Origin of the sequence: Plantactinospora mayteni (genome assembly GCF_016862935.1) — a bacterium.
Lineage (GTDB): Bacteria > Actinomycetota > Actinomycetes > Mycobacteriales > Micromonosporaceae > Plantactinospora > Plantactinospora mayteni.
Window position 1 is genome coordinate 13,283 of the sequence record NZ_BONX01000029.1, and the last position, 24,618, is coordinate 37,900.

26 protein-coding genes and 1 pseudogene are annotated in these 24,618 nt (G+C 71.6%); 16 read left to right on the forward strand and 11 right to left on the reverse strand.

Annotated elements, in window-relative coordinates; genetic code table 11:
• Positions 1–107: 107 nt before the first annotated feature.
• Complete coding sequence (locus Pma05_RS21470; protein ID WP_203859248.1) at positions 108–347, reverse strand: DUF397 domain-containing protein; 240 nt, start codon at positions 345–347, stop codon at positions 108–110.
• A 5-nt stretch (positions 348–352) separates the two neighbouring features.
• Positions 353–1,207 carry a helix-turn-helix domain-containing protein gene (locus Pma05_RS21475; protein WP_203859249.1) on the reverse strand — a complete coding sequence of 285 codons (855 nt, stop codon included), beginning with the start codon at positions 1,205–1,207 and terminating at the stop codon, positions 353–355.
• Positions 1,208–1,473: 266 nt separating this feature from the next.
• On the opposite strand from Pma05_RS21475, the gene Pma05_RS21480 reads away from it, so the two are divergent.
• Both Pma05_RS21480 and Pma05_RS21485 read left to right on the forward strand, forming a co-directional pair.
• On the forward strand, positions 1,474–1,779 hold the full coding sequence (locus Pma05_RS21480; protein ID WP_203859250.1) for a hypothetical protein: 306 nt from the start codon (positions 1,474–1,476) through the stop codon (positions 1,777–1,779).
• Between the two features lie 56 nt (positions 1,780–1,835).
• Positions 1,836–2,066 carry a hypothetical protein gene (locus tag Pma05_RS21485; RefSeq protein ID WP_203859251.1) on the forward strand — a complete coding sequence of 77 codons (231 nt, stop codon included), beginning with the start codon at positions 1,836–1,838 and terminating at the stop codon, positions 2,064–2,066.
• Positions 2,067–2,102: 36 nt separating this feature from the next.
• On the opposite strand, the gene Pma05_RS21490 is transcribed toward Pma05_RS21485, so the two are convergent.
• The 6 genes and pseudogenes from Pma05_RS21490 to Pma05_RS21510 form a co-directional block, all read right to left on the reverse strand.
• Positions 2,103–3,032, reverse strand: a complete 930-nt coding sequence (locus Pma05_RS21490; RefSeq protein ID WP_203859252.1) for a hypothetical protein — start codon at positions 3,030–3,032, stop codon at positions 2,103–2,105.
• Positions 3,033–3,235: 203 nt separating this feature from the next.
• Positions 3,236–4,150, reverse strand: a complete 915-nt coding sequence (locus Pma05_RS21495) for a CU044_5270 family protein (RefSeq protein WP_203859253.1) — start codon at positions 4,148–4,150, stop codon at positions 3,236–3,238.
• On the reverse strand, positions 4,143–4,757 hold the full coding sequence (locus tag Pma05_RS21500) for an RNA polymerase sigma factor (protein WP_203859254.1): 615 nt from the start codon (positions 4,755–4,757) through the stop codon (positions 4,143–4,145). The genes Pma05_RS21495 and Pma05_RS21500 overlap by 8 nt, the downstream gene beginning before the upstream one ends.
• A gap of 105 nt (positions 4,758–4,862) precedes the next feature.
• On the reverse strand, positions 4,863–5,621 hold the full coding sequence (locus Pma05_RS42655; RefSeq protein ID WP_307836875.1) for an AAA family ATPase: 759 nt from the start codon (positions 5,619–5,621) through the stop codon (positions 4,863–4,865).
• A gap of 16 nt (positions 5,622–5,637) precedes the next feature.
• Positions 5,638–5,829, reverse strand: a pseudogene (locus tag Pma05_RS43525) (ATP-binding cassette domain-containing protein); the annotation flags it as partial.
• Positions 5,830–5,905: 76 nt separating this feature from the next.
• The gene (locus Pma05_RS21510; RefSeq protein WP_203859255.1) at positions 5,906–6,208 is read right to left on the reverse strand and encodes a hypothetical protein; all 303 of its coding nucleotides are present in this window, start codon (positions 6,206–6,208) and stop codon (positions 5,906–5,908) included.
• Between the two features lie 255 nt (positions 6,209–6,463).
• Between Pma05_RS21510 and recD2 the strand changes: the two genes are divergently transcribed.
• Together recD2 and Pma05_RS21520 are read left to right on the forward strand one after the other, a co-directional pair.
• Complete coding sequence (recD2, locus tag Pma05_RS21515; protein WP_203859311.1) at positions 6,464–8,659, forward strand: SF1B family DNA helicase RecD2; 2,196 nt, start codon at positions 6,464–6,466, stop codon at positions 8,657–8,659.
• An 83-nt stretch (positions 8,660–8,742) separates the two neighbouring features.
• Positions 8,743–9,321: a CGNR zinc finger domain-containing protein gene (locus Pma05_RS21520; RefSeq protein ID WP_203859256.1), complete on the forward strand. Its 579-nt coding sequence runs from the start codon at positions 8,743–8,745 to the stop codon at positions 9,319–9,321.
• Positions 9,322–9,367: 46 nt separating this feature from the next.
• Here the strand turns inward: Pma05_RS21520 and Pma05_RS21525 are convergent, their stop codons facing one another.
• The 3 genes from Pma05_RS21525 to Pma05_RS21535 form a co-directional block, all read right to left on the reverse strand.
• Positions 9,368–10,249 carry a hypothetical protein gene (locus Pma05_RS21525; protein ID WP_203859257.1) on the reverse strand — a complete coding sequence of 294 codons (882 nt, stop codon included), beginning with the start codon at positions 10,247–10,249 and terminating at the stop codon, positions 9,368–9,370.
• A 297-nt stretch (positions 10,250–10,546) separates the two neighbouring features.
• Positions 10,547–13,291: an AfsR/SARP family transcriptional regulator gene (locus Pma05_RS21530; RefSeq protein ID WP_239312808.1), complete on the reverse strand. Its 2,745-nt coding sequence runs from the start codon at positions 13,289–13,291 to the stop codon at positions 10,547–10,549.
• A gap of 277 nt (positions 13,292–13,568) precedes the next feature.
• Positions 13,569–14,477: a prepilin peptidase gene (locus tag Pma05_RS21535; protein ID WP_203859259.1), complete on the reverse strand. Its 909-nt coding sequence runs from the start codon at positions 14,475–14,477 to the stop codon at positions 13,569–13,571.
• A 432-nt stretch (positions 14,478–14,909) separates the two neighbouring features.
• On the opposite strand from Pma05_RS21535, the gene Pma05_RS21540 reads away from it, so the two are divergent.
• From Pma05_RS21540 to Pma05_RS21595, 12 genes are all read left to right on the forward strand, one after another.
• The gene (locus Pma05_RS21540; RefSeq protein WP_203859260.1) at positions 14,910–15,488 is read left to right on the forward strand and encodes a hypothetical protein; all 579 of its coding nucleotides are present in this window, start codon (positions 14,910–14,912) and stop codon (positions 15,486–15,488) included.
• Positions 15,482–16,438, forward strand: coding sequence for a hypothetical protein (locus Pma05_RS21545; protein ID WP_239312811.1), 957 nt, complete (start codon positions 15,482–15,484; stop codon positions 16,436–16,438). Before Pma05_RS21540 ends, Pma05_RS21545 begins: the two co-directional genes overlap by 7 nt.
• Positions 16,435–17,094 (forward strand): SAF domain-containing protein, encoded by a 660-nt coding sequence (locus tag Pma05_RS21550; RefSeq protein ID WP_203859261.1) that lies wholly within the window; start codon positions 16,435–16,437, stop codon positions 17,092–17,094. The genes Pma05_RS21545 and Pma05_RS21550 overlap by 4 nt, the downstream gene beginning before the upstream one ends.
• Positions 17,095–17,096: 2 nt before the next feature.
• Entirely contained in the window at positions 17,097–17,900 is an 804-nt protein-coding gene (locus tag Pma05_RS21555; RefSeq protein ID WP_203859262.1) for a CpaE/TadZ family protein, read from the forward strand.
• The gene (locus Pma05_RS21560; protein ID WP_203859263.1) at positions 17,890–19,482 is read left to right on the forward strand and encodes a TadA family conjugal transfer-associated ATPase; all 1,593 of its coding nucleotides are present in this window, start codon (positions 17,890–17,892) and stop codon (positions 19,480–19,482) included. The genes Pma05_RS21555 and Pma05_RS21560 overlap by 11 nt, the downstream gene beginning before the upstream one ends.
• Positions 19,483–19,708: 226 nt before the next feature.
• Positions 19,709–20,605, forward strand: a complete 897-nt coding sequence (locus tag Pma05_RS21565; RefSeq protein WP_203859313.1) for a type II secretion system F family protein — start codon at positions 19,709–19,711, stop codon at positions 20,603–20,605.
• Positions 20,605–21,474 carry a type II secretion system F family protein gene (locus Pma05_RS21570; RefSeq protein ID WP_203859314.1) on the forward strand — a complete coding sequence of 290 codons (870 nt, stop codon included), beginning with the start codon at positions 20,605–20,607 and terminating at the stop codon, positions 21,472–21,474. The genes Pma05_RS21565 and Pma05_RS21570 overlap by 1 nt, the downstream gene beginning before the upstream one ends.
• 34 nt (positions 21,475–21,508) lie before the next feature.
• Entirely contained in the window at positions 21,509–21,742 is a 234-nt protein-coding gene (locus tag Pma05_RS21575) for a hypothetical protein (protein ID WP_203859264.1), read from the forward strand.
• A gap of 75 nt (positions 21,743–21,817) precedes the next feature.
• Entirely contained in the window at positions 21,818–22,234 is a 417-nt protein-coding gene (locus Pma05_RS21580) for a TadE/TadG family type IV pilus assembly protein (RefSeq protein WP_239312825.1), read from the forward strand.
• A gap of 14 nt (positions 22,235–22,248) precedes the next feature.
• Entirely contained in the window at positions 22,249–22,779 is a 531-nt protein-coding gene (locus tag Pma05_RS21585) for a TadE/TadG family type IV pilus assembly protein (RefSeq protein WP_203859315.1), read from the forward strand.
• A 92-nt stretch (positions 22,780–22,871) separates the two neighbouring features.
• Positions 22,872–23,360: a pilus assembly protein TadG-related protein gene (locus Pma05_RS21590; RefSeq protein ID WP_239312813.1), complete on the forward strand. Its 489-nt coding sequence runs from the start codon at positions 22,872–22,874 to the stop codon at positions 23,358–23,360.
• A 15-nt stretch (positions 23,361–23,375) separates the two neighbouring features.
• Positions 23,376–24,593 carry a LysM peptidoglycan-binding domain-containing protein gene (locus Pma05_RS21595; protein ID WP_203859266.1) on the forward strand — a complete coding sequence of 406 codons (1,218 nt, stop codon included), beginning with the start codon at positions 23,376–23,378 and terminating at the stop codon, positions 24,591–24,593.
• Positions 24,594–24,618 lie beyond the last annotated feature (25 nt).

The following is a 24,618-nucleotide window of genomic DNA, read 5'->3' on the forward strand; positions in this document are numbered from 1 at the left end:
TCTCGACTACCGACGCCGGGGCGCCCGGACGTCGGAATATTCATCGTGAACGATGGATAACTGCCCGGGATCCCCCGCCCGGCCAGTAGTCGACGGGGCTGGTCCGGTCAGTTCTCCGGACCGAGCAGACCGCTCCGGACGGCGTCGAGAAAGACCGTCCAGCCGGCGCCCCGGTAAACGAGTACGGGCCCGCCCCGGTCCTTGCTGTCCCGCACCGCCACCCGACCGCTGCTGTCCAACACCGGCCCCGCCTCCACACAGTTGCCGTCCCCGTTGCCGCTACGGGTACTGACGTGCCAGGCCACCTCGGGCAGCGCGACGGCCCGCACTGCGTCGTGTGTCGCCATGTGGCTCACTCCAGATGTGCTTCCAGATCCGACAGGAACGCGAGAGTGGCCTTCTCCGACAGGGCCACCTCGCGCAACCGATCGTACGTCCGGAGCAGAGTCTCGGCCGAGTCGCCTTCCACCACGACGTTGCCGGCTGTGGTCGAGATGTAGCCGGCCACCGGGTAGGGCGGGCGCATCTGGAACACGTCGAAGGCACCGTTCGGGCTCGGGTGCGCACCAACCTCCGCAGGAAGTACCAGCACCTCGACGTGCCGGTACCGGGACACCTCGCGCAGATGGGCAAGTTGCGCCCGCATCACCTCGGCGCCACCGACCAGCCGCCGCAACGAGCCCTCGTCGATAACAGCGGAGAGCCGGACTGGCTCGTCGCCCTCCAGCCGCTGCTGTCGAATCATCCGCAGCTCGATGAACCGGACGATCTGCTCCTCGGTCACATCGGGATGAGCTGCGCGGATCAGTGCTTCGGCATACTCGCGGGTTTGCAGGAGACCGGGCAGCACGCCGACCTGGAAGGAACGGATCTCGGTCGCCCGGCTCTCCAGCCAGATCCAGTCGATGAGGGACGAGGCGACGTTGGCGGTGAAGCCGTCCCACCAGCCCTTCTGCCAGGCGTCCTCGGACATCGTCTTGAGGTCTTCCCGGCGCTGCCGGTCGTCGATCCCGCAGATGTCGAGGTAGGCGAGCACTTCGGGTACTCGGGCCGGCAGCATGCCGGACTCGATGCGGCTGACCGTGGACGGGTCGCGCTTGATGAAGTCACCGACCGCCTTCAAGGTCAGCTTCCGCGACTCGCGCATCTCGCGGAGCTGTTGACCGAGCCACTGCGCCCGCAGCGTGAACGCCTGCTCGTTCGGCATGACACCCTCCTCGCCATCGACTGTCCGGAAGCAGCATCCAGCAAGACTCGTTGATATGCAAGCTTGCACAGACCTCGATTTATGTGCATGCTGAACGTACATCCACAGTCACCTGACGCGATACCCCGAAAGCCGGATGGGCGCTCGGCCGCCGACGGCACGGCCCGCCGGACCCGCCTCTTCCCCCGAAGAACGGCGGGCCGGGCGGCCGGGCGCCCATCCACCTACCCGCACGACACCGACCCTCGGGACTGAGGGGACAGCCGATGACGACCTACCGTTCCCGGGCGAGCGTCGAAGCAGACGCGGCACATCAGGTGCTCGCCGCGCACGTACCCGATCGGGAGACCGGCGTCTGTCCGATCTGCCTGGTCGCCGGCCCGTGCCAGCCGGCCAACGTGGCGGCGAACCGCCTGGTCGAGCTTGGCCTACCGGTGCTGCCACCGGTCGTCCCGCACACCGGACGCGGCCGACTGCTGGCGTACGTCGGGCCGGTGCTCCGGGTGGCACCGCTGCTCACCGTCGGCTGGCGCCGCCGCCTCGGACTCGTGGACGGCGACGGTGGCCGATGACAGGGCTGCCGTTCGACCCACTCCATCCGCCCGCCGAGCCACCTCCGGGTTGCCCGATGCCCACGCTGTGGCGGATCGCGTACGCCCTGCACCAGCTCCATCGTGCCGACGGCAACCGCTGCGCCTGTGGTGCACGGCATCCCTGCACCCACCGGCGGGCCGCCCTGCGCGCCCTGGTCGAAGCCTGCGGCGTACGCCTGCCCGTGCCGCGCGCCGACATCTTCGACCTCTGGCACGGCATCCTGCTCGTCAGCCCGCCCATCCGCCCACACGACCCGAACCGCTGATCGGACACCGAGCGCTCGGAACCCGCCAGCCAGTCGCTACGGCTCCGGCTTCGGGGTCACCAGTTGAGAGGCGACGCTGGCACAGATCCGCGCGCCGTAGTCGAGACCCCGCGCGTCGGGGTAGCGCGTCTGCACCGCCAACACCCACTTGTTACTGACGGCCAGACAGTTGACATGCCACTTGCCGTCGTAGGCGAGCGAGGTCCAGCCGTTCTTGATGCTCACCGGGTCCGTTTCGAGCAGCTCGTCGGGCAGTCCGTCGATGATGCCCCACCGGCCGCCCTCCCTCGTCGCCTGCTGATCCCTCTCGGCGGTGGTACCCCAGACGTTGCGCATCTCCCTAAGGACCCACTTGGTCCACTCGGACCCCGCCGCACGGCCACTCTTGACACACTCGCCCAGCCGTACGGCGTCCTGGGCGCTCATCTCGGTGAAACTCCACCAGCCGACGTAGCCGGGCCTGGTACTCGCCCTCGTGTTCGTCAGCCCGCACCGCGAGATCATCCGTTCGATCACCGCCGTCCGGCCGCCGAGGTCGTAGAGCGCCTCGGCCGAGTCGTTGGAACTGTTGCGGATTGCCTGGCTGGCCTGTCTCAACCGCCTGTCCGACGGCGTATTGCCCGCCGAGGCCGTACGGCGCAGGAAGTCCGAGACGATCCAGATCTTGATCATCGATTCGGTGGAGTTGGTCGATCTGGCGCTGTTGGCCGAGCCGGTGATCTGTTCACTCTCGCGGTCCAGCAGGGCCCACGCGAAGAAGCCGTCCACCTTCACCGAGACCGGACTGTCGACCAGGGTCGGCGGCGGAGGCGGTGGCGGAGGCGGGGTCGACGCGGCGGGGACTCCCGAGCCGGCAAAGGCCGTACCGGGGACGGCGGGGAATCGGGCGTGTCCGTCGAGCACGAGCAGGGCACCACCGAGCACGATCGACACGACCGCGAGCACCAGGACCAGGCGAGAACGCATGAGTTCCAACCTCCAGGGGGTCGGGCGGGGGTCTCCGCAGCCGCCACGGAAGGGAGCGGTCGGTCCGATGCGTGCGCGACGTGGGCGCACAGCCGGGGCAGCTCGACAGCGCGGACCGACGGGAAAGCTCGGGCGGGCCGCCGCGCGGCGGCCCGCCCGAGGTGGTACGGGTGAGGTGGTACGGGTGAGGTGGTACGGGTGGGTCAGCCGGTCTGGCCTACCTTGTCGACAACGGAGAGGGCCAGCACCGCCGACGATCCCGAGACGCCGAGGAAGGCGTAGCTCTTGGCATCGAAGACGAGGACGATGTCGCCCGTTCCTCCCTGCGTCGGCCAGGTGATTCCGATCCCTGGCCGGCCTGCGCCGTCCTTGACGTTCTCGACGGCGCGTAGACCCGGCACCGCTGCCGCAGCCTCGTACAGCGCGGCCCGCGACTGCGGTCGTAGGTAGCCGTAACCGAGATCCATCACGTCCTTGCCGGCGGCGTTCACCGAACCGGGCTCGCCGCTGCGGTGCTCTGCCAGGTAAGCCCCCATCGCCGCCGCGTCGGTGGGCAGGTCGAGGTAATTGGGTTCCGGGGTACACGGCTCGGTCCGGCCCGGAACTACCAGGTTGCCGCGCTCCGCGTTCCTCCGCCCGTCCCGGCAGCCCGGGTGAAGGTCTTCGGTCTTGCCGTCGGCAGAGGTCGTCCTGATGAGGCCGTCCCTGGTCCCGTCCACCGACAGCCAACTCTCGTGCAGGTTCCGGCCCTCCTGGCTCCGGGTATAGATGAACTGGTCCGGACGAGGGGCGACGTCGGGCAGCCGGAGCGCCGCAGCCGCCGCGTCCCGCAGCACCTGGCGAGCGTCGGCCTTGGCAGCGGGCACGTCACCGCCGACCCGATCGGGAGCGAGCACGAATACCGAGACGATCGCCGCCGCGAGACCCGCCGCCGCCACACCGCCGAACACGAACCGCCAGCGTCGGCGAGCCTCGCGTCGGATCGTCGTGGGCGCAGGAGACGCGGCGGGCGTGGGAGTCATCGCGGCCAGGATCCGGTCACGGGTCGGCGCCAACTGGTCGGGGGTTGCCAGCGGGATCTCCTGACCCACCTGCTGGAGCAGTCGCAGATCATCCATTGCTGAGTGCCTCCTTGATGGTGCTGGTGGAGTCGCCGCCCAGTTCCGTGCGGAGCAGCTTGCGGGCGCGGTTGAGTCGTGAACGCACGGTGCCGACCGGGATCGCCAGCGCGGCAGCGACCTCGTCGTAGGTCAGTTCCTCCCAGGCGACCAGCAGCAGCACGTCGCGGTCGCCGGTGGAGAGCCTGGCCAGAGCGCCGAACAACACCTGGCGCAGCGACTGCGCGGTCACCGCCGTGGCGACCCGGTCGGCGTACGACGGCTCGCTCGTCGCCGGGACGTACGCCTGGCGCAGCCGGTACTCGTGCTCTTCCTCGCGTCGGTGCTGGCTGACGACGTTTGTGGCAATCCCGTACAGCCACGGCCGGGCGTCGACGTGGGCGGTGTCGAAACGCTCCCGACGACGGAACGCCGCCAGGAACGTCTCGCCGACCATGTCGTCCGCGACACCGGCACCGAGCCGCCGCGCCAGGTAGCGATGGATGTACGGCGCGTGCCGGTCGAAGATCGCCGCGAAGCTCTCGGGATCCTGGACGGACCGCTCGATGACCGCCGCGTCCGTCAGTGTGGTGACGTCGACAGCCTTGACCCGTCTTAGACGTTTCATGCACGACCTTTCGCGGAGCAGGGCATCATCGCCTGTTATCCGCAGGCCGCGGGAAAACAGTTCACGACCCGGCACCGGTGCTGGCGTACGAGGGCTGGCGGACGATCAGTCGGCGGTGAGGTCGCGGCGGATCGCGAGCACCGCGCCGGCCAGGGCCAGCGCGGTCCAGGCGGCGGCGATCAGCAGACTCGTCCGGTCGCCGCCGCCGGCACCGAGGAACGCCGAGAACGGCAGCGGCGCGGAGAGCCGGCCGAGCAGGCCCTCCACGAAGACGATCTCACCCGCGTGCTCCGGGGAGAGGCCCCACACCTCCAGCGCGTGCCCGTCCGAGCTGACCCGGGCGCCGGCCCGCTCGAACGCCTGCCACAGCCGCCGGGGATCACCGCCCCGGATCCGGAGCCGGCGGGTGGTGCCGCCGTACAGCTCGGCGAGCGGGGCGGCGCACCTGACCCGACCCTTGGCGATGATCACCACGTCGTCGATGAGCTGGGCCAGTTCGGCGAGCAGGTGACTGGAGATCAGGACGGTGCCGCCGGCCCGGGCGTGCTCGCGCAGCAGCTCGCGCAACCAGGCGATCCCCTCCGGGTCGAGGCCGTTCGCCGGCTCGTCCAGGATCAGTACCGGCGGGCTGCCGAGCAGCGCGGTCGCCACCGCGAGCCGCTGCCGCATGCCGAGCGAGTAGTCGCCGGTGCGCTGGTCGGCGGCGTGCGCCAGGCCGACGTACTCGATCAGGTGGTCGACCCGGGACCGGCCGGCGCCGGCCAGGATTGCCTGGGTGACCAGATGCGCCCGGCCGGACCTGGCCGGGGTGGCTGATGCCCTGTTCGAGGACGGCGCCGACCTGCCGCAGCGGATGTGCCAGATCGCGGAACCGCCGCTTGTCGATCAGTGCCCGGCCGGACGTCGGGCGGCTCAGCCCGAGCAGCATCCGCAGCGTGGTGGTCTTACCCGAGCCGTTCAGCCCGAGAAAACCGGTCACCCGACCCGGTACGGCGGAGAACGTCACGCCGTCCACGGCCCGGACCCGCCGGTACTGCTTCGTCAGTTCGATGGCCTCGATCATCGTGGCCATTCTTACCCGGCCCGCCACTACACAGGGGGCAGCCGATCCCGCCTCCCCGGCGGCCCGCCTCCCCCCGGGTCGGCGGCTACATGCGTTGCAGTTGGCCGGTGTCGTCGAGTTCGCGCAGCCCGGCGGCACCACCGAACTCGCGCTCGACCATCTCCTGGAAGGCCGGCGGGACCGGCCGCCCGGTCGCCGCGTAGAGGCGTTTGATCGCCGCGCCGGGGCGGCGGATGTCGTCCAGCATTCCCGGGTTGATCCGGTCGAACTCCGCCTCGATGATCCGGGTGGCCGTCTCGCCGACCGTCTCGTCCCGACTCCTGGCCAGCATCACCAGGAGATCGTGCAGCTCACCGTCGATAACCAGCGCCCGCGCCCCGTCGTCCATGGCCTCACGCTAAGCCGGGCCGTGCCGGCGTGGGCCGGGATCTCCGCAGTTGGCGACGGCCGGGGCCAGCGGGCCCACCGGGGCGACCGGGGCGACCGGGACGTGGGTGACGCAGCCGTGCTGCATGATGCTTCCGTGACCGGACAGCAGGCGCCGACCGCCCCACGGCAGGCGCCGACCGAGGCACCGTCGGCGTCGACCGAGGCACCCTCGGGGTCGACTGCCGAGCGCCGTCCCGCCGACCGGTCGGGCGGCGTGGTGCTGGAGGCGGTGCTGGAACGGATCACCTATGCCAACGAGGAGACCGGCTACACCATCGCCCGGTTCGCCACCGAGCGGACCGGCCCCGACCTGCTGACCGTGGTCGGCTCGCTGCTCGGGGTGCAGCCCGGCGAGAGCGTACGGCTGGTCGGGCGCTGGGGCACGCACCCGAAGTACGGGCGGCAGTTCGAGGTGCAGTCGTACACGACGGTGCTGCCGGCGACGGTGCAGGGCATCGAGCGATACCTCGGCTCGGGGCTGATCAAGGGGATCGGCCCGAAGATGGCGGAGCGGATCGTCGGGCACTTCGGCGTCGACACGCTGCGGGTCATCGAGGAGGAGGTCGGACGACTGGTCGAGGTCCCCGGGCTCGGCCCGAAGCGGACGAAGCTGATCGCCGCCGCCTGGGTGGAGCAACAGTCCATCAAGGAGGTGATGGTCTTCCTCCAGGGCGTCGGCGTCTCCACCTCACTGGCCGTACGCATCTACAAGAAGTACGGCGACGGGTCGATCTCGGTCGTCCGCAACGAGCCGTACCGGCTGGCCGCCGACGTCTGGGGGATCGGGTTCAAGACCGCGGACACCATCGCCCAGGGCGTCGGCATCCCACACGACAGTCCGCAGCGGGTCCGGGCCGGCATCCAGTACACCCTCTCCGAGGCGGCCGACGGCGGGCACTGCTACCTGCCGGAACCGAACCTGATCGCCGACGCCGCCGAGATCCTCGGCGTACCGGTGGAGCTGGTGCGGGGCTGCCTGGCCGACCTCGCCGCCGACGAGGGCGTGGTACGCGAGGCGGTGCCGAACGCGAGCAGCAGTGAGGGCGGCACGATTCCGGCGGTCTACCTGGTGCCGTTCCACCGGGCCGAGTCGGCGCTCGCCGCCAGCCTGCTGCGGCTGCTGCGACACCGGAGCGACCGGATGCCGGCATTCGCCACTGTGGACTGGGCGAAGGCGTTGACCTGGTTGCGTACCCGGACGGGTGCCGAACTGGCCCCGGAGCAGGAGGCCGCGGTCAGGCTGGCGCTGACCTCGAAGGTCGCGGTGCTGACCGGCGGACCCGGCTGCGGCAAGTCGTTCACCGTCTCGTCGGTGATCGCGCTCGCCGCCGCCAAGGGCGCGAAGATCGTGCTGGCCGCGCCGACCGGCCGGGCCGCGAAGCGGATGACCGAACTGACCGGGCATCCGGCGGCGACCGTACACCGGCTGCTGCAACTGCGGCCCGGCGGCGACCCGACGCACGACCGGGACAACCCGATCGACGCCGACCTGGTGGTGGTGGACGAGGCGTCCATGTTGGACCTGATCCTGGCGAACAAGCTCGTCAAGGCGGTCGCGCCCGGCGCGCACCTGCTGCTGGTCGGCGACGTCGACCAGTTGCCCTCGGTCGGGGCCGGCGAGGTGCTCCGGGACGTACTCGGTGCCGAGTCGGTCCCCCGGGTCCGGTTGACCAAGATCTTCCGGCAGGCCCAGAAGTCCGGCGTGGTGGTCAACGCGCACCGGATCAACGCCGGCCAGTCGCCGCTGCTCGGCGAATATCCCGACTTCTTCCTCTTTCCGGTGGACGAGCCGGACGCTACCGCCGAACTGGTGGTGGACATCGTCGCCCGCCGGGTGCCGCGCAAGTTCGGCCTGCGTCCCCGGGACATCCAGGTGCTCACCCCGATGCACCGGGGTCCGGCCGGCGCCGGCAGCCTGAACACCGCGCTGCAACAGGCGATCTCGCCGTACCGGGAGGGGCAGCCGGAGCGCCGGCACGGTGCCCGGGTGTTCCGGGTCGGCGACAAGGTCATCCAGATCAGGAACAACTACGACAAGGGCGCCGCCGGGGTCTTCAACGGCACCGTCGGGGTGGTCACCGAACTGTCGGTGGAGGACCGGAAGCTCACCGTCCGCACCGACGAGGCCGAGGAGATCGGGTACGACTTCGACGAACTCGACGAGCTGCAACACGCGTACGCCATCACGGTGCACCGGTCGCAGGGCAGCGAATATCCGGCCGTGGTGGTACCGGTGACGATGGGCTCCTACACGATGCTGCAACGGAACCTGCTCTACACGGCGGTGACCCGGGCCCGGAAGCTGGTGGTACTGGCCGGGTCACGCAAGGCGCTGGCCATCGCGGTCCGTACCGCCGGCACCGGTCGCCGGCACACCGCGCTCACCCACCGGCTGGCATCGACCCGCTGACGTCCGAACTCATTCCGAGGCATTGACTAAAAAGAATTGATAGCGGCTACCTCAGGCTGGCACCGGGTGCGTACGGTGGCGCCATGAGGCAGCCCGGTGACCGTTCCCCCGCGCCCGGACCGCTGGCACTGGTGCAGGACCTGTTGAACACCGTCGACATCGAGGCGGGCCGCGACCGGCTGCGTACGATCGCCGAACTCACCGCCTTCGCCGCCGCGCACGACGCGGCCGGACTCAGCTTCACCGACTCCGACGTGACCGAGACCCGGCGGTTCCGGGAGGCGTTGCGGGACGCCTGCCGGGGACACGCCGGCAGCGAGGTACCGGCCGCGTCCGCCGCCGCGCTGCGCTACACCCTCGGCACGTCCCCGCTGCTGCTCACCATCGACGGGACCGGTGCGGCGCGGGCGGTGCCGGCGACCGGGCTCGGCGGGTCGGCGGCGCTGATCGCCGGCGTGGCAGCCGCGATCCTGAACGCCGCCACCGCCGGCACCTGGCCCCGGCTGAAGGCGTGCGCCGCGCACCGCTGCCAGTGGGTGTACTACGACCACAGCCCGGCAGGGCGGGGCCGCTGGTGCACGATGAGCATCTGCGGCAGCCGGGCCAAGATGCGCGCCTACCGGGCCGGCCGGTCGGCCACCCGCTCCGGCCCGGCCGCCTGACGCAATCGACCTTTCCACCTGAACCGATCGGCGCGGGGGATTCCCGCTACTGACCGTAGGCCTTTGCGGTCCAGCCGAGCGCGCCGAGGGAGCCGCCCTTGATGTCCGTGCCGACTCCGTCCGTCTTAAGGGCGTCGAAGTGCACGGAGGCCACGCCGGTGGCTTTGATCCCGAGCAGCGGCCGACCGTCGGGGTGCGCGGCACAGTAACCCGTGCTGAGGCTGGTGAAGGACGCCCAGCCGCTCGCCCGCAACACCTTCGAGGCGATCGTCGTCGGGGTGGCCCGGTTGATTCGCCACTCCCTGAGCTCCCCGTTGGTCGTGGTACCGATCAGCACGTCCACGGCGGCGCTGCCCGTTCCGCCGCTGCGCTCGTAGGTCAGGGTGTTGACCGTGTCCCAGCCGACGCCCTTCAGCTTCGTCGGCGCCGAGAGGGTGAACACGTCGTCCACGTAGGTCTCCGTGTAGCGGTAGAGCGAAGTGCCCTCCACGCGGTAGAGGTACGGCGACGCCGATGCGAGGATGCGGGTACCGGCGAACCCGTTCTTGAGGCGGCTGGCACTCTTCGCCGTGACCCTCCAGGTGCCGTCGACCAACTCGCCCTGACGGCTCACCTTGTAGAGCCAGCCGTCGGTCGGGTGGGCGGCGTACTCGGTGCTGCGGAAGCTGGTGTCGTCACCGGAGCCGCCGATCTGCTGATGCGCCGACGGCACCCAGCCAAGATTGTCGTTGGCGTAGGCCTTGGTGCTGGTCGTCCTGTCGGAGTAGACGTAGCTGAGACGCTGCCCATCGGAACGGTATGCCGCCGTGGAAACACCGCAGTCCGCGGGAACGTCGCTGAGCGCCGCGTTCGCCGGCCCGGCGGGCACGACGACTCCGGCCACGGCGAAACCGGTCGCGACAGCGGTCAGCGCCGTCGCGGCGGCCACGATGGATTTACGCATGAGTACAGATCCTCCAGGTGGGGCTGGTCGTTCTTGGTCAGATTCGAGTCGCTGGGCGCCTCGTCGTCCGAGCTCTGCGCGTCGTCGCGCGCCCCGGGCACGGGGTGCTCTCCGATGGGGCAGTGCGGACGGTGAAACCGTACGGTGGGGTGCGTACAACCCAGGCACAACTGGCGTACAGGTCGACCACCCGCCCGGGTCATCCGGGTGTGATGTACCCGAGACCCTGACCAGCAGCGCTTCGCCGCGGTCGCCGCCCGCCGTCGACGGCTGACCGGAGGATCAACCCATGCGTTCAAGACGGCGGCGGATCTCCTCGGCTGCCGGATCGCTCAGATCGTCGTAGATCTGCGTCGCTCGCCGCCATGCGGCCGCCGCCCCGGGCAGGTCGGCCAACGCTTCCCGCGTCTCGCCGAGCCGGATGAGGGTTTCGGCCTCGTGGTACCGGTCCGCAGAGTCGCGGAAGAGCTGAATCGCCTGTTCGTAGCAGCTCAGTGCCCGACCGTGTTCGCCGAGGCGGTCGTACGCGAAGCCGAGGCTGTCCAGCGTCGCCGCCTGACCGTTACGGTCGCCGCTGCGTTGTTGCTGGGCGAGTGCCTCCGTGCAGCTCGCGATGGCCTGGGCAAAGTCGCCCGTGCTGGCGTGCAACCAGCCGATCGCGTTCAGCGTCCGTGCCTCCCCGGCTCCGTTGCCGGCCAACCGGTAGAGCCGCAGCGCCTCGCGGCCGTGCGCGAGCGCCTCGTCCAGCCGGCCGCGCAGGTAGCAGAGTTCGCAGTAGTTGTGCAGGGTCTGCGCCTGGCCGGTCGGATCGCCGAGGCGTTCGTGTAGTTCGAGTGCGCGCCTCAGCCGATACTCGGCAGTGTCGTGCTGACCGAGCCGGGTGAACGCGCGGGCCAGCAGCCGGTTGGTCGCGGCCTGCCCGGCGACGTCGTCGATCTTCTCGGCGGCCACGAGCGCGACCTGCTGGGTGGCGAGTTGCTCCTGCCAGAGACCGCGCGGTGCGAGGAACGTGTTCAGCGTCCAGGCGATCTGCCAGGCGTACGCCTCGAATCCTGTCTCGGCGGCCTGGACGACCAGGCGTTGCAGCACATGTTGCTCCGCCGCGAACCAGGCGAGTGCGGTGTCGTGATCGGTCGCGGGTCGGCCCGCGTACGTCGGCAGCGGTGGCACCGGGTCGATGGGCGCCCACTGCGGCTGGAGCAACAGGGCGGCGGGATAGGCGTTGTGCAGGTAATGGTCGTACAACCGGTGTCTGGTGGCCACCTGTTCGTCGGTGTGCTCCGACGATTCCGTGAGCTCGGCCGCGTAGCGTCGCAGGAGATCGTGGAAGGCATACCGGCCCGGCATGTGTTCGGTCAACAGGTGGAGCCGGGTCAGCTCACGCAGCGCTGGTACGACGGCCGGTACGGACACTCCGGCGAGTGCCGCGGCGGTGTCGGCCGTCAGATCGGGGCCGGGATGCAACCCCAGCAGTCTGAACAGTCGTGCCGAGTCCCGGCTCAGAGCCAGGTAAGACCACGAGAAGACGCGCCGGGCGTCCCCGTTCGCCAGGGCGTCGAGTCTCGCCTCGGCCGCGTGCAGCTCGGCGGCGAAGGCGTCGAGTGGGAACGAGGGGTGCATGGCGATGCGGGCGGCCACCATCGACAGGGCGAGTGGAAGTCGGCCGGTTGCGGCGATGATGCCGGCAGCAGCGGCTGGCTCGGCGACGAGTCGGTTGGAGCCGAGCCTGCTGGCCAGCAGGCTCATCGACTCCTCAGGGGTGAGTACGTCCAGCGTCAGGGGTACGGCGCACTCCGCGGCGACCAGGCCGCTGAGCTGATCGCGGCTGGTGACCACGACCACACACCTGCCGGCACCGGGCAGCAGGGGACGTACCTGGGCGGAGTCGCGTGCGTTGTCGAGCACCACGAGCATCCGGCGGGAGGCCAGCAGGCCGCGGTAGAGCCCGGTCCGTGCCTCCACGCTGGCCGGGATCCGATCGTGGGGCACGCCGAGCGCCTCGAGGAAGCCGAGCAGGGCATCGGCCGGGGACACCACGTCGGCATCGTCGTACCCGCGAAGGTTCGCGTAGAGCTGGCCGTCGGGGAAGTGCCCGGCCACCCGGTGTGCCCAGTGCAGGGTCAGGGTGGTCTTACCGACCCCGGCCATACCGGACAACGCGGAGATGGCCACCGTCGTCGGCCCCTGCGCCTCTCTGTCGAGGAGCGTGTCAAGGCTGGCGAGCTCGGCGCTGCGGCCCACGAATCCGGACACCGCGAGAGGCAGTTGCTCGGGACGTCCACCGAGCGGATCCGGCAGTGCGACGTCGGGCACCGGCCCGCCCGATCCGGTAGCCGGCTCCGCAGCGAGGTTCGGGCGGTGGTGCAGGATGTCGTTGTGTAACTGGATCAGCTGTGGCGCCGGGTCCAGACCGGTCTGCTCGGCCAGTACCTGCCGCGCCTGCCGGAACGCGTCGAGCGCGGCGGCCACATCGCCGATCCGGTACAGACCGAGCATCAGCTGACCCCACGCCCGTTGCCGCAGTGGACTCCGATCGAGCAGGGCCCGTAGCCGCTGGACCACCTCGGCCGACGAGCCGAGCGCCAACATCGCCTCGGCCAAGTTCTCCTCGGCGACCATCCGCCGTTCCTCCAACTGCCGGACCCGCCGGGCCACCAGTGGATGCGGCGGCAGATCGGACAGCGCCGCTCCACGCCACATGGCGACGGCGGTGGCGAGTTCGCTCTCGGCCCGGACCGCGTCTCCGGCGGCGAGAGCGTCCCTGCCGCGGGCCGCAGCCGCGTCGAACCGGTCCAGATCCCGCTCGTCGGGCTCCACCCGGAGCCGGTAGCCACCGGCCGCGGCGGAGATCCCCTCCCACGACTCGCCGCCCCCCAGTGATCGCCGCAGTCCCCGCACGTAGGTGCGCAGGTTGGCCGCCGCTGACGGGGGTGACCCGTCGGCCCACAACACCGCGGCCAGCTCATCCGTGCCGACGACTTCATTCGGCCGCATCAGCAGGGCCGCCAGCAGCAGGCGCTGCTTCACAGAGCCCAGCGAAACCGGTCGGCCCTCGCGCCAGACCACCAGCGGACCAAGAAGGTCGAAACGCATAAGCACCGTCCATTTGTACCGGACAGGCGCCGCACCTGGCACGGGTCCCAGGTTGGGCGACCCGGACCGGCCGGGGCCGCAATCCCAGCTTACGTGCTTGGCGAACCTCTTCGTTCGGTCGCGTCCGGCCGGTGCGACCGGCCGATCAGCTAGCCCCGACCAGAGCCTGACGCTGGCGTGCCTTCACCGGGTCGGCCGTGAGACCCCACGCTCAGCTCAGCGCCAGGGTGGCCAGGGTGCCGAGGACCAGGAACGGGCCGAACGGGAGGTGGCCGCCCCGGCCGATCCGGCGGGTGGCCAGCAGGGCCAGCCCGCACAGCGCCGAGGCACCGAAGGTGAGCAGCGCGCCGACTACCACCGCCGGCCAGCCGAGCCAGCCGAGTACCGCGACCGCGCTCAGCGCCAGCTTGGCGTCGCCCAGCCCGAAGCCCCGACGGCCGAGCAGCAGGGTGGTGCCGGCGAGGAACAGCGCCGCCCCGAGCCCGGCCAGTACGGCCCGCCACCAGGCCGAGAAGTCGCCGTCGACCAGGGCCGCCACGCCGAGCAGGCCCAGGGTGCCGGCCGCGGCGGCGTACGTGAGCCGGTCCGGCAGCCGGTGTACGGCCACGTCGACGAAGAGCAGCGGCACGGCGCACACCGCCCACCAGCCGAACGCGATCGACTCGATCGGCGGCCGGGCCGCCACGAGCACTGCCGCGACCGCGAGGAGCAGGGCGAACTCGACGGCCAGCGGTGGAGCGCCGACCCTGGCTCCACAGCCGGCGCAGGTGGCCGACGGGGTGAGCGGGCGCAGCGGCCCGGCCGGGCCGACCGGCGTGGCACAGTGGTCGCAGGCGGACCGGCGCGGCTGGCCGTACGGCACCGACTCGGCGGCGACGAGCCAGCGCAGTACCGGGGCGACGGCCAGCAGCGCGAGGCTCCGCGTCGGCCAGCGCGATCCGGGCCGACATTGGGTACGCAGAGTAACTTCATGATCGCGATTCGCGGATCTTCCCTGCTTCGGCGCGCCCGTACCCGCCACACGGACGGCGGCCGGATCACGCCGTGGCGGCGGCCCGGCGAGCCCGGCGCGGCCCCCCGGAGGCCCCGGTACGGAAGCTGTCAGATCATCGTCATCCATGGCATTTCGCTCCACCGGGCCGGCACAATCAGAACGGAAGGGGCAGCGGATCTTTCCCGCTCGCCAGCTATTGATCAAATGCGCTCCATCGATCGACATCTTAGGATCAAGACGTCGGTCGACAACAGAGATCGTAACCGTACGTATTCTCTCAAATAGCCCCTGTTGTATCGTCGGCGGTCAGCCTATGCTCGCCATCTGGACGACGCACAACCGTCGGCCAACAGGCAACAAGAAGATCGATTGGCAATACCATACCCAGAATCTAGATCGACTTACCCGAATGTGGATGCAGCGGCGCCGGGCCCGGTCGAGGGCCTTCGGGGCGGAGCGGCCGTGCCCACGTCCCGGCCGCCGGATCGGATCGGCGGGAGCCAACCCGGTCAACTCCGCTCAGGTGGGCGGTCAGCGGCGGAGCAGGAGGAGGCACCGTTGCGAACGCGGCAACCGGCGTACCTCTGGCAACCGGCGTACCTCTGGAGCGCCCTGCTCGCGGTGGCGCTGCTCGTCGGCGGCACCGGCTGCGGCAACCGGCCGGGCAGCGCCGCGGCACGCGACACCGACGCCGAACCGGCCGCCAGCGCCGACGCCCGGGCCGCCGAGGCGGAGAAGTCCGCACTCGCCGCCTATGCCGGCTATCTGGCCGCCGTCCGGAAAGCGGAGCAGGCCGGCGATCCGCTTGATCCGCAACTGCGGAAATATCTCGCCGATCCACTACTGACCCGGGTCAGGCTCACCATTCGCGATGCGAAGGAGCACGGCGCGATGCGTACCGGAAAGCTCGTCTCCAATCCGACGGTCACCGCGGTCGACCTCGACTCCGACCCGGCCACCGTCTCGATCCAGGACTGCATCGACGCCACCGGCTACCGGCTGGTCTACAAGAAGGACCGGAAGGTGGTCCCAGGCTCGACCAACGGCCGGCACCTCGCCACCGCGACCGCCACCCGCTATCCCGACGGCCGCTGGCTGATCAACGTCGGCGCCTCGCACGAGGACCAGCCGTGCTGACCCGGCGAGGGTTCGCGCGGGATGCCCTGGCCGGGTTGAGTCGGCAGGCGCTGGCGACCGGTGCGCTGGCTGTGTTGGCGCTGGCCGCCGGGCTGGTGGTGACCGGCGGTCCCGCCGCCGCCGCCCCGGGGGCGGAGTGCCCACCCGGGCAGGGCAACTGCGACGTCTGGGAGAACCTGCCCGGCGAGCCGGGTGACGACGAGGGCGACGGTTCGGGCTCCGGTGACGGCGGCGGCTCCGGCGGTGGCGACCGGGTCTGCGAGAAGGACGACGGCACCCGGGTGCCCTGCTACGACAACGTGCTCGGCTGGTTCAACAGCGCCGACGACTGCTACTACAAGCGGGCCGAACCACAGCCACCGGACGTCGAGGAGGGGAAGACGGCATACCTGCGGACGTGCAGCGACGCGGGCAGTTCCGAACTCGTCTTCCTGACCGACCCACCGGCCGGCTTCGCACCGCCGGACCCCCAGCAGATGGCCCTGGACCTGTACGCCAACCTGGTGCTGGACCCGCCCGAGATCCGTACCGCGCCGAGTGACGCGCCCGGACTCGTCGGCGTGCCGGTCTGGCTGCACGACGCGTCGAGTTGGGCGACCATCCGGAAGACGGACACCGAGGGCGGCGTGACGGTCTGGATCGAGGCGATCCCGACGAAGATCGTCTGGCGGATGGGCAACGGCGAGACGCTGGAGTGCACCCGGGCCGGCATCCCGTTCAAGGCCGGCACCCACGACCCGCGCCGGCCACCCGCCGAGGCGTGCGCGTACGCGGGTTATCCGCGAGCGAGCAGCACGAAGCCGGGTGGGCGGTACGAGATCACCGCGGTCAAGCACTGGACGGTGCCGTGGGGCAGCAGCACCGGCGAGGGTGACGAGGACGCGCTCTCCACCAGCCGCGAGGCCACGACCTCGATCCGGATCGACGAACTCCAGGTGGTGACGAGGTGACCGTGGCGACCACTCCGACCACCGGGGCGCCGATCGACGCGCCGATCACCCCGCCCCGGATCGTCCGGCAGCGCCGGATGCGACCCGGGCTGCTCGGCCTCGCCGTACTGCTGATCGCGCTCGGCGGGCTCGGGTCCGCGTTCGCGGTCACCTCCGTACGCGCCACCGGCAGCTATCTCGCGGTCGCCCGGGCCGTACCGGTCGGCACCGCGCTCACCGCCGACGACCTGGTGGCGGTCCAGGTGGCCGGCGGTCAGGGCCTCGAACCGGTGGCCGCCGACCGGATCGAGGAGGTACTCGGCAAGCGGGCCACCGTGACCCTCACCCCGGGCACCCTGCTGACCATGGCGCAGCTCACCGACAAGCCGCTGCTCGGCCCCGGCCAGCAGCAGATCTCGGTCGGGCTGCGCCCCAGCGAGGTACCGGCGAAGCGGCTCCGCCCCGGCGACAAGGTGCTGCTGTTCAGCACCGCCGGCGACGACGCGCGGGCCGCCGCCGCACCGGCCACCCGGTTCCAGGCCACCGTGATCGACATGGCCGCACCGGCCAGCAACTCCGTGGTCCTCTATCTCGCGCTCGCGGCCAAGGACGTGCCGGCGGTGGTGGCGCTGGCCACCAGCGACCGGATCGCGGTCGTGCTGAACGCGGCAGCCTGACCGTGGCCATCGTCGCCCTCGTCTCGGCCAAGGGATCGCCCGGGGTCACCACGACCGCACTCGCCTGCACACTCACCTGGCACCACCGGGTGGTACTGGCCGAGTGCGACCCGTCCGGCGGATCGGTGCTGGCCGGCTATCTCGGCGGGGCGCTGCCCGGACCCCGGGGCATCGGCGAGCTGGCCGTGGGCGAGTTGCGGGACGGCAACCTCGAAGAGGCGTTCTGGTCGCAGCTCGTCGACCTCGACGCGCCCAAGCGGGAACGGCTGCTGCTGCCCGGCGTGGTCGACCCGGCGCAGGCCGGCAGCGTCGTACCGCTCTGGCAGCGGTTCGCCGACTTCTTCTCCGGGCTGGCCAAGGGCCGTCCGGCGTACGACGTGCTGGTCGACTGCGGTCGGCTCCAGGTGGTCGGGCCGCCGTGGCCACTGCTCCGGGCCGCCGATCTCGTGCTGGTCGTCACCACCGCCCGGCTGCCGCACCTGTCCAGCACCCAGGCCACCATCCGGGCGATCGAGCGGGACTTCGCCGAACACCGGGTACCGGCCGACACGCTGCGACTGCTGCTGATCGGCGGGGAGCACGGCCGCACCGAGGTGGGCAAGGCGCTCCGGATCCCGGTCATCGCGCAGTTGCCGGACGACCCGCGTACCGCCGAGGTGCTCAGCCACGGCGGCACCGTACGCGCCAACCGGCCGCTGATGCGCGCCGCCAGCGGCCTGGAGGTGCCGGTCCGGGCGGTCCTGGACCGGCGCCGGGCCCGGCTCGGCTGGCCGGCCGCGATCGAGGGGGTCTCCGGTGCGATTTGAGCCGGTCTACTCCGACCCACGTCCCCGGGACGACCCGGACGCCGCCTCGAGCGCCCCGATCTGGCAGGTCGTCCCGCACAACGGGCACCGGCCGGTGCCACTGCCCAGCGGCGGTGCGACGCCGCCGTACGACGGCACGGCAGCCGCGCCGTACCCGGTGGTGCCGCAGCCGGTGACGCCGCCCGCCCCGCCCCGGCCCCGGGTCGACTTCGCGGTGGTCCGGGAACTCCGGCGGGAGCTGAGCGAGCGGCTGACCCTGTGGCAGCGCGGTCGGGAGTTCAGCACCGCGGAGGAGGACGTCGAGCGGGCCCGGCTCGCCGTGACGGTGGTCGCCGAGTACGCCGACTCGACCCGACGGGCCGGTACCCCGATGTCGGCGGCCGAGGAGCGGATGCTGCTCGACCAGGTCAACGCGGAGCTGGTCGGGCTGGGCCGGTTGCAGACCCTGCTGGTCGACAACTCGATCGAAGAGGTGCACATCCTCGGTTGCGACTCGGTGCGGATCACCCGGCGCGGCGGTGGCGTCGACTGGGCCGAGCCGATCGCCGACAGCGACGAGGAGATGGTGGAGATTCTCCAGGCGGCGGCGCGCCGGGCGGGTGCCACCGAACGGTCGCTCTCCACCTCGAAGCCCACGCTCGACCTGCAACTGCCGGACGGCAGCCGGCTGGCGGCGGTCTTCCTGGTCAGCCACCGCCCGTACGCGGTGATCCGGAAGCACAACACCATCGAGGTGACCCTCGACGAGATCTCCGGTGGCCGGGCCGACCTGGACGAGATGCTCGACGGGCTGATCCGGGACTTCCTGCGCGCGGCGATGCGGGCCGGGCTGAACATCATGGTCGCCGGGCTGGCCGGGGCGGGCAAGACCACGGTGATCCGGGCGCTGATGGACGAGATCCCGGCCGACGAGCCGTACGTGCTGCTGGAGGAGAGCCGGGAACTGCTGCCGGCCCGGCGGGGGCGCAAGCACCGGGCGGTGATGAGCTTCGAGTCCCGGGAGGGGCACGGCGACCGGGGGCCGGACGGCCGACCGGCCGGTGAGGTGACGATCGCCGACCTGATTCCGGTGGCGCTGCGGATGGGCGTACTCCGGATCATCGTCGGGGAGGTCCGGTCCCGGGAGATCGTGCCGATGCTCCAGGCGATGACCACCAGCCGGGGTTCGATGTGCACGATCCACGCCCGTACCCCGGCCGGGGTCAGCGAACGGATCATCGAGTTGGCGCTGTCGCACGGCCGGGAGATGACCGTCGAGCAGGCCCGGCGGATGGCCGGGAACGCACTCGACCTGATCGTCTACGTGACCATCGAGGACGAGACCGCGATCGGTGGCCGCAAGCACCGGTTCGTCTCGCACGTCGAGGAGGTCATCGGGGTCGGCGAGGGCAACCGGATCACCACGACCACCGTCTTCGGCCCTGGGCCGGACGGCCGGGCGGTCCCCCGCCACCTGCCGGAACGGGTCCGCGACCAGTTGCTCCGGGTCGGGTACGACGCGCGGCTGCTGACCCGCTACATCGAGGCGGCTACGGGCGCGTGGCGGCGGCCTCGGCACAGTCGGCTCGGGCGGCCGGCATGAGGGGCGGCGGGCTTGTGGTGGCCGGCATGGGGGACGGCCAACTTGCGGCGGCCGACATGGGGGACGGCCAGCTTGTGGGCTCAGGTCCGGCTGCGCGGGGCTGGGTCGGGCCTGCCGTGCCCGGCTCCGGGCGGTCAGGCTTGATCCCTCCGCCGGGCACGGCAGGCCCGACCTCGGTGGTGCCGGTCGCGGGCTGCCCGCCGGGTCCGGGGGTGGTGTGGTGACGCTGCCGTCGAACATCGAGCTGATCGCCGTACTCTCCGGGATCGCGTGTGCCGGTGGGCTGGTACTGGTGGTCGTGGCGCTGGTCGGGACGAAGCGGCCGGCCCGGCCGATGCGGGAATCGGGGCTGCGTCGGCTCTGGCTCGGCTCCGGGACGAGTGCCCGGGAGCGGCGGGCGCACCAGACGCTGCTGGTCGGGGCGATCCTGGCCGGGGCGGTGGCGTTCCTGCTCACCGGGCTGCCGGTGGTCGGGCTGCTGGTCGCCGTCGCGGTGCCGGGCGTGCCGTGGCTGCTCGGCACCGGTCGGGCCGAACGGCGGGCGATCAACCGGATCGAGGCGATCGGCGAGTGGACCCGCCGGCTGAAGGACGTCTCCGGCACCGGCCAGGGCCTCCAGCAGGCGATCATCGGTACGGTCGCGACCGCACCCGAGCAGGTCGACGAGGAGGTACGCCTGCTCGCCGCCCGGCTGGCGGCCGGCTGGCAGGCTCGGGCCGCGCTGCTGGCGTTCGCCGAGGAGATCGGTGACCCGGTCTGCGACCAGGTGGTGGCGGCGCTGATCCTGCACCTGACCGACCGGGGCGAGCGGTTGGGCGACGTACTCGGGGCGATCGCCTCGGCGGCGGCGGCCGAGGTGGTGACCCGGCGGGAGGTGGAGGCGAAGCGGGCGCAGCCCCGGTTCGCGGTGCGCTTCCTGACCGGGATGACCCTGCTGGTCCTGGCGTACGGGTTGGTGAACCCGGACTACATGGAGCCGTACGGGACGCCGGACGGGCAGTTGGTGATGGTGCTGCTCGGTTCCGCCTTCGTCGCCCTGCTCGCCTGGGTACGGGCGATGAGCCTGCCGCCCCGACCGGCCCGGTTCCTCGCCCCGCCGGACCGCGAGGAGGCGCTCAGATGATCCTGAACTGGTACCTGACGTTCGGGGTGCTCGGTGGGGCTGCGGTCGGGTTCGGACTGTTCCTGCTGGTTCGGGAGGCGTTGCCGGCGACTCCGGCGCTCGGTCCGGCGTTGCGTCGGCTGCACCAGCCGGCCGGGTTGAGCCGGCCGACCCGGGCTTCCCGCCGCGACCTCGAATGGCTGGCCGGGGCGGCTCGCTGGCTGCGTCCGCCGCACCGGCAGCTCGCGCTGATCGGGCAGTCGCCGGAGCAGTACACGCTGTCGCTGCTGCTCTCCGGGTTGGTCGGGCTGGCCACGCCGGCGGTGTCGACCGCGATCCTCTTCGTCGCCGGGATCCGGCTGCCGTTCGTGGTGCCGACCGTCGGCGCCCTCGGCTTCGCGCTGCTCTGCGTCCTGCTGGCGCACCGGAGCGTACTGGTGAAGGCGGAGCGGGCCCGGCGCGAGTTCCGGCAGGCCGTCTGCGCCTACCTGGATCTGGTCGCCCTGCAACTGTCGGCCGCGCACGGGCCGGTGCAGGCGCTGGAGCGGGCGGCCGAGGTCTGCGACGGCTGGGTCTTCGAGCGGATCCGGGAGGCGCTGCGGCTGGCCCAGCTCCAGATGCACTCGCCCTGGGACGAGCTGCGCGAACTGGCCGAGAAGATCGGCATCCCGGAACTCGGTGACGTCGGGGCGATCATGCAGTCCTCCGGTACCGAGGGCGCACAGGTACACGACTCGCTGCGGGGTCGGGCCGACTCGCTGCGCGACCAGATCCGGACCGACAACCTGGCCCGGGCCGAGGCGGTGACCAGTCGGCTGGACGTACCGGGCGCGCTGCTGGTCTTCGTACTCGTCGGCTTCGTCCTCTATCCGTTCGTGGCCCGGATCTGACCCCGAACCACCGTTGCACTGAAGGGAGACCGCAATGTCGATCATCAACTACCTGCACATTGCGCTCGTCGTGCGGATCGCCGAGCTGCGCCGTACCGGTGAGGGGGACCGGGGTGACAGCCCGGTCCCGACCGCGGTGATCATCTTTGGCCTGGTGGCCGCGGCCCTGGCGGTCACCGTCGCCGTGTCGCGAAGCGTCACGGACTGGATGGACGCGATTCCGGAGCCGGGCGGTGGCGCGGACACCGGCGGACTGCCGCAGGAGTAGTCCGTGCCACGACCGCCGCGCGTCCGCATCCGGCACCGGGTCCCGGCGACGACGGCCGGGAGCCGGTGGCGCCGGATCGTCGGCCCGGACCGGCTGGTCGGTGCGGAGCGGGACCGGGGTGCCAACCCGGTCGAACTGGCCGTGCTGATGCCGGCCATCCTGATCCTGCTGCTCGCCTCGATCCAGGCCGCCGCCTGGTTCATCGCCCGGTCCACCGCGCTGAACGCCGCCCAGTCCGCGGTGAGCGCGCAGCGCGCCTACCAGGCCGAGCCGGGGGTGGGACAGCAGCGCGCCGAGGACTTCCTGGAGCGGGCCGGTGACTGGCTGGTCCGCTGGGAGGTCACGGTCACCGTTCCGGAGCCGGACGACACGCAGGTGAGCGCCACCGTCACCGGGGAGCCGCTCCGGGTGGTGCCGCTGATCTCGTTGCCGCCGATCAGCGAGACCGCCTCCGGCACGGTGGAGCGGTTCACCGACGAGGAGGCGCCGTGACAGGCGCGGGTGTGCTGCGGGGGGCGCGCGGCCGGGACCGGGGCTCGGTCTCGGTGGAGACCGCGATCCTCACCCCGGCCTTCCTGGCCCTGGTCGCGCTGGCCGGGGTCGCCGGCCGGACCGCCGTCGCGCACGAGGCGATCGAGGTCGCCGCGCACGACGCCGCCCGGGCCGCCTCGATCTCGCGTACGGCGGGCGACGGGCGGGACGCGGCACGGGCGGCGGTGCTGAGCCGGCTCGACGCGGAGGGGCTCGCCTGCTCGGACGAGCCCGAGTTGGACTTCGCCGGTACGGTCAACGGCCAGCGGGCCGGCTTCGACGAGGTGTACGTCACCGGACTCGGCACCGATGCCTCGGTGGTGGTCACGGTCACCTGCGACGTCTCCGTACGGGACCTGCGGATGCCGCTGCTGCCGGGGGTACGGACGTACAGCACCGTCGAGGCGACGTTCGCATCTCCACTGGACCGCTACCGTGGCCGGGCTCTCGGGTTCGGATTTTCCGAAGCGCCCACCACGGCGAACCCGAGTACTGGTGGTGCGTGATGAGCGCAGCGCCGGGTTCGCCGGCCACCTCGATGGCCACCGCTTCCGGTCGACGTCTGTCTCCTCGACGAGCGGCGTCACATGGCGAGATCTTGACGACTTGTTCTCGCTCCAGCAGCAACAACTCGTCAAGATCTACTTTCCCGGTGGTGCCGGCGGTCGGGCCGGACGCGGGGCGGGTCAGCCTGTTCCTTGCGGTCGCGCTGATCGGCGTACTCGCGATCATCGGGCTGGCGTACGACGGTGCCGGCCAGCTCCGCACGATGCAGCGCGCCGACAACCTGGCGGCCGAGGCGGCCCGGGCCGGCGGCCAGGCGATCGACCTGGGGCAGCTACTCCTCGACGGCACCACCCTGCTGGACCAGGCCGCGGCCCGGACCGCGGTCGGCAACTACCTCGCGAGCGTGGACGGCGTCGAGCGTTGGGACGTGGACTTCGCGGTCGCCGGGGACAACTCCACCCTGACGGTCGACCTCGAACTCGACTACGACACGGTCTTCCTCGACCTGTTCGGTTTCGCCGACAACATCACGGTGCCCGGTACGGCCACCGCGACACTCCTCACCACGACGAACCGCTGAATAGGGGGCATAGCCATGCCTGCATCCCGGGCGGCCCGCCGGGCCGGCCAGTTCTGCACCGGGCTCGGGGCGTTGATCGTCCTGATCGGACTGCTGGTCGGCGCGCCCCTGGCGCTGCTGGCGCTGGCCGGCAACCCGCTGCCGGACCACGTACCCGGACTCGGCGAGATCGGCACCACGCTGACCAGCCGGGACGACGGTCAGCTCTTCCTCCGAGCGCTGGCGGTCGTCGGCTGGGCCGGCTGGGCCACCTTCGCCCTCTCGGTCGTCGTCGAGATCCCGGCCAGGATCCTGCGCCGGCCGGCGATCCGGCTGCCCGGACTCGGCCGCCAGCAACGCTGGGCCGCCACCCTGGTCGGCTCGGTGGCGCTGGTTCTGGCGGTCAGCCCGGCTGCCACCGCCGCCAGCACCGTCCTCGGGCCGACGACGACGGCAGCGGCGGCAGTGCCCCAGCCTCGGATGGCAGGGCAGCCGGGCATGGCAGGGCAGCCGGTGGCCGCAGGGCAGCCCGTGAACGGGGCACAGGTGGTGAGCGTGGGGCAGCCGGTCAGCGGGGACGGGCCGGCGTCGGGGCCGGCGCCGCACTGGCTGGCGGCGGAGCCGGCGTCCGGACCCGCGCCGCAGTGGCTGGCCGGGAAGCCGCAGGAGCAGCCGGAGCCGGTCTACCGGGTGGAGAGGGGTGACTACCTGGGGCACATCGCCGGCCGCTACCTCGGCGACTTCGACCGCTACCCCGAGTTGGCCCGGCTCAACGAGATCCGCGATCCGGACCGGATCCGGCCTGGCCAACTGCTGCACCTGCCGCCGGCCGCCGAGGACCGGGGCGCCCGCCAGCACGCCACCGGGCTGGTCGCGACCCCGCCGCCGCCGCCCGGCGGATGGCCGGAGAGCGTACCCGTGGATCCGCCGCCGAAGCCCCAGCCGGACGCACCGCAACCGGCGGCGCCGAAGGCCGGGCAGCCGGACGCACCGCAACGACCGGCCAGTCCGCAACCACCGGCCGACCCGCCGCCCGCCCAGCAGTCCGGTGGTGGTGGTGACGACGGCAGCACGTACACGATCAGCGCCTCCCGGGCCGGTGAGGTGGAGGAGTTGAACCGGCCGCTCGCGGTCTCGGCGGTGATCGCGGTGGCCAGCATCGTCGGCGCGCAGATCGGCGCGGTCTTCGGGCTCAGAAACCGCTCGGGCCGTCGGCCATCGCTGCCGAACGGCCGGCACCGCTCGACCGGCTGAACAGGAAGTACCGGGAAACCCGCCG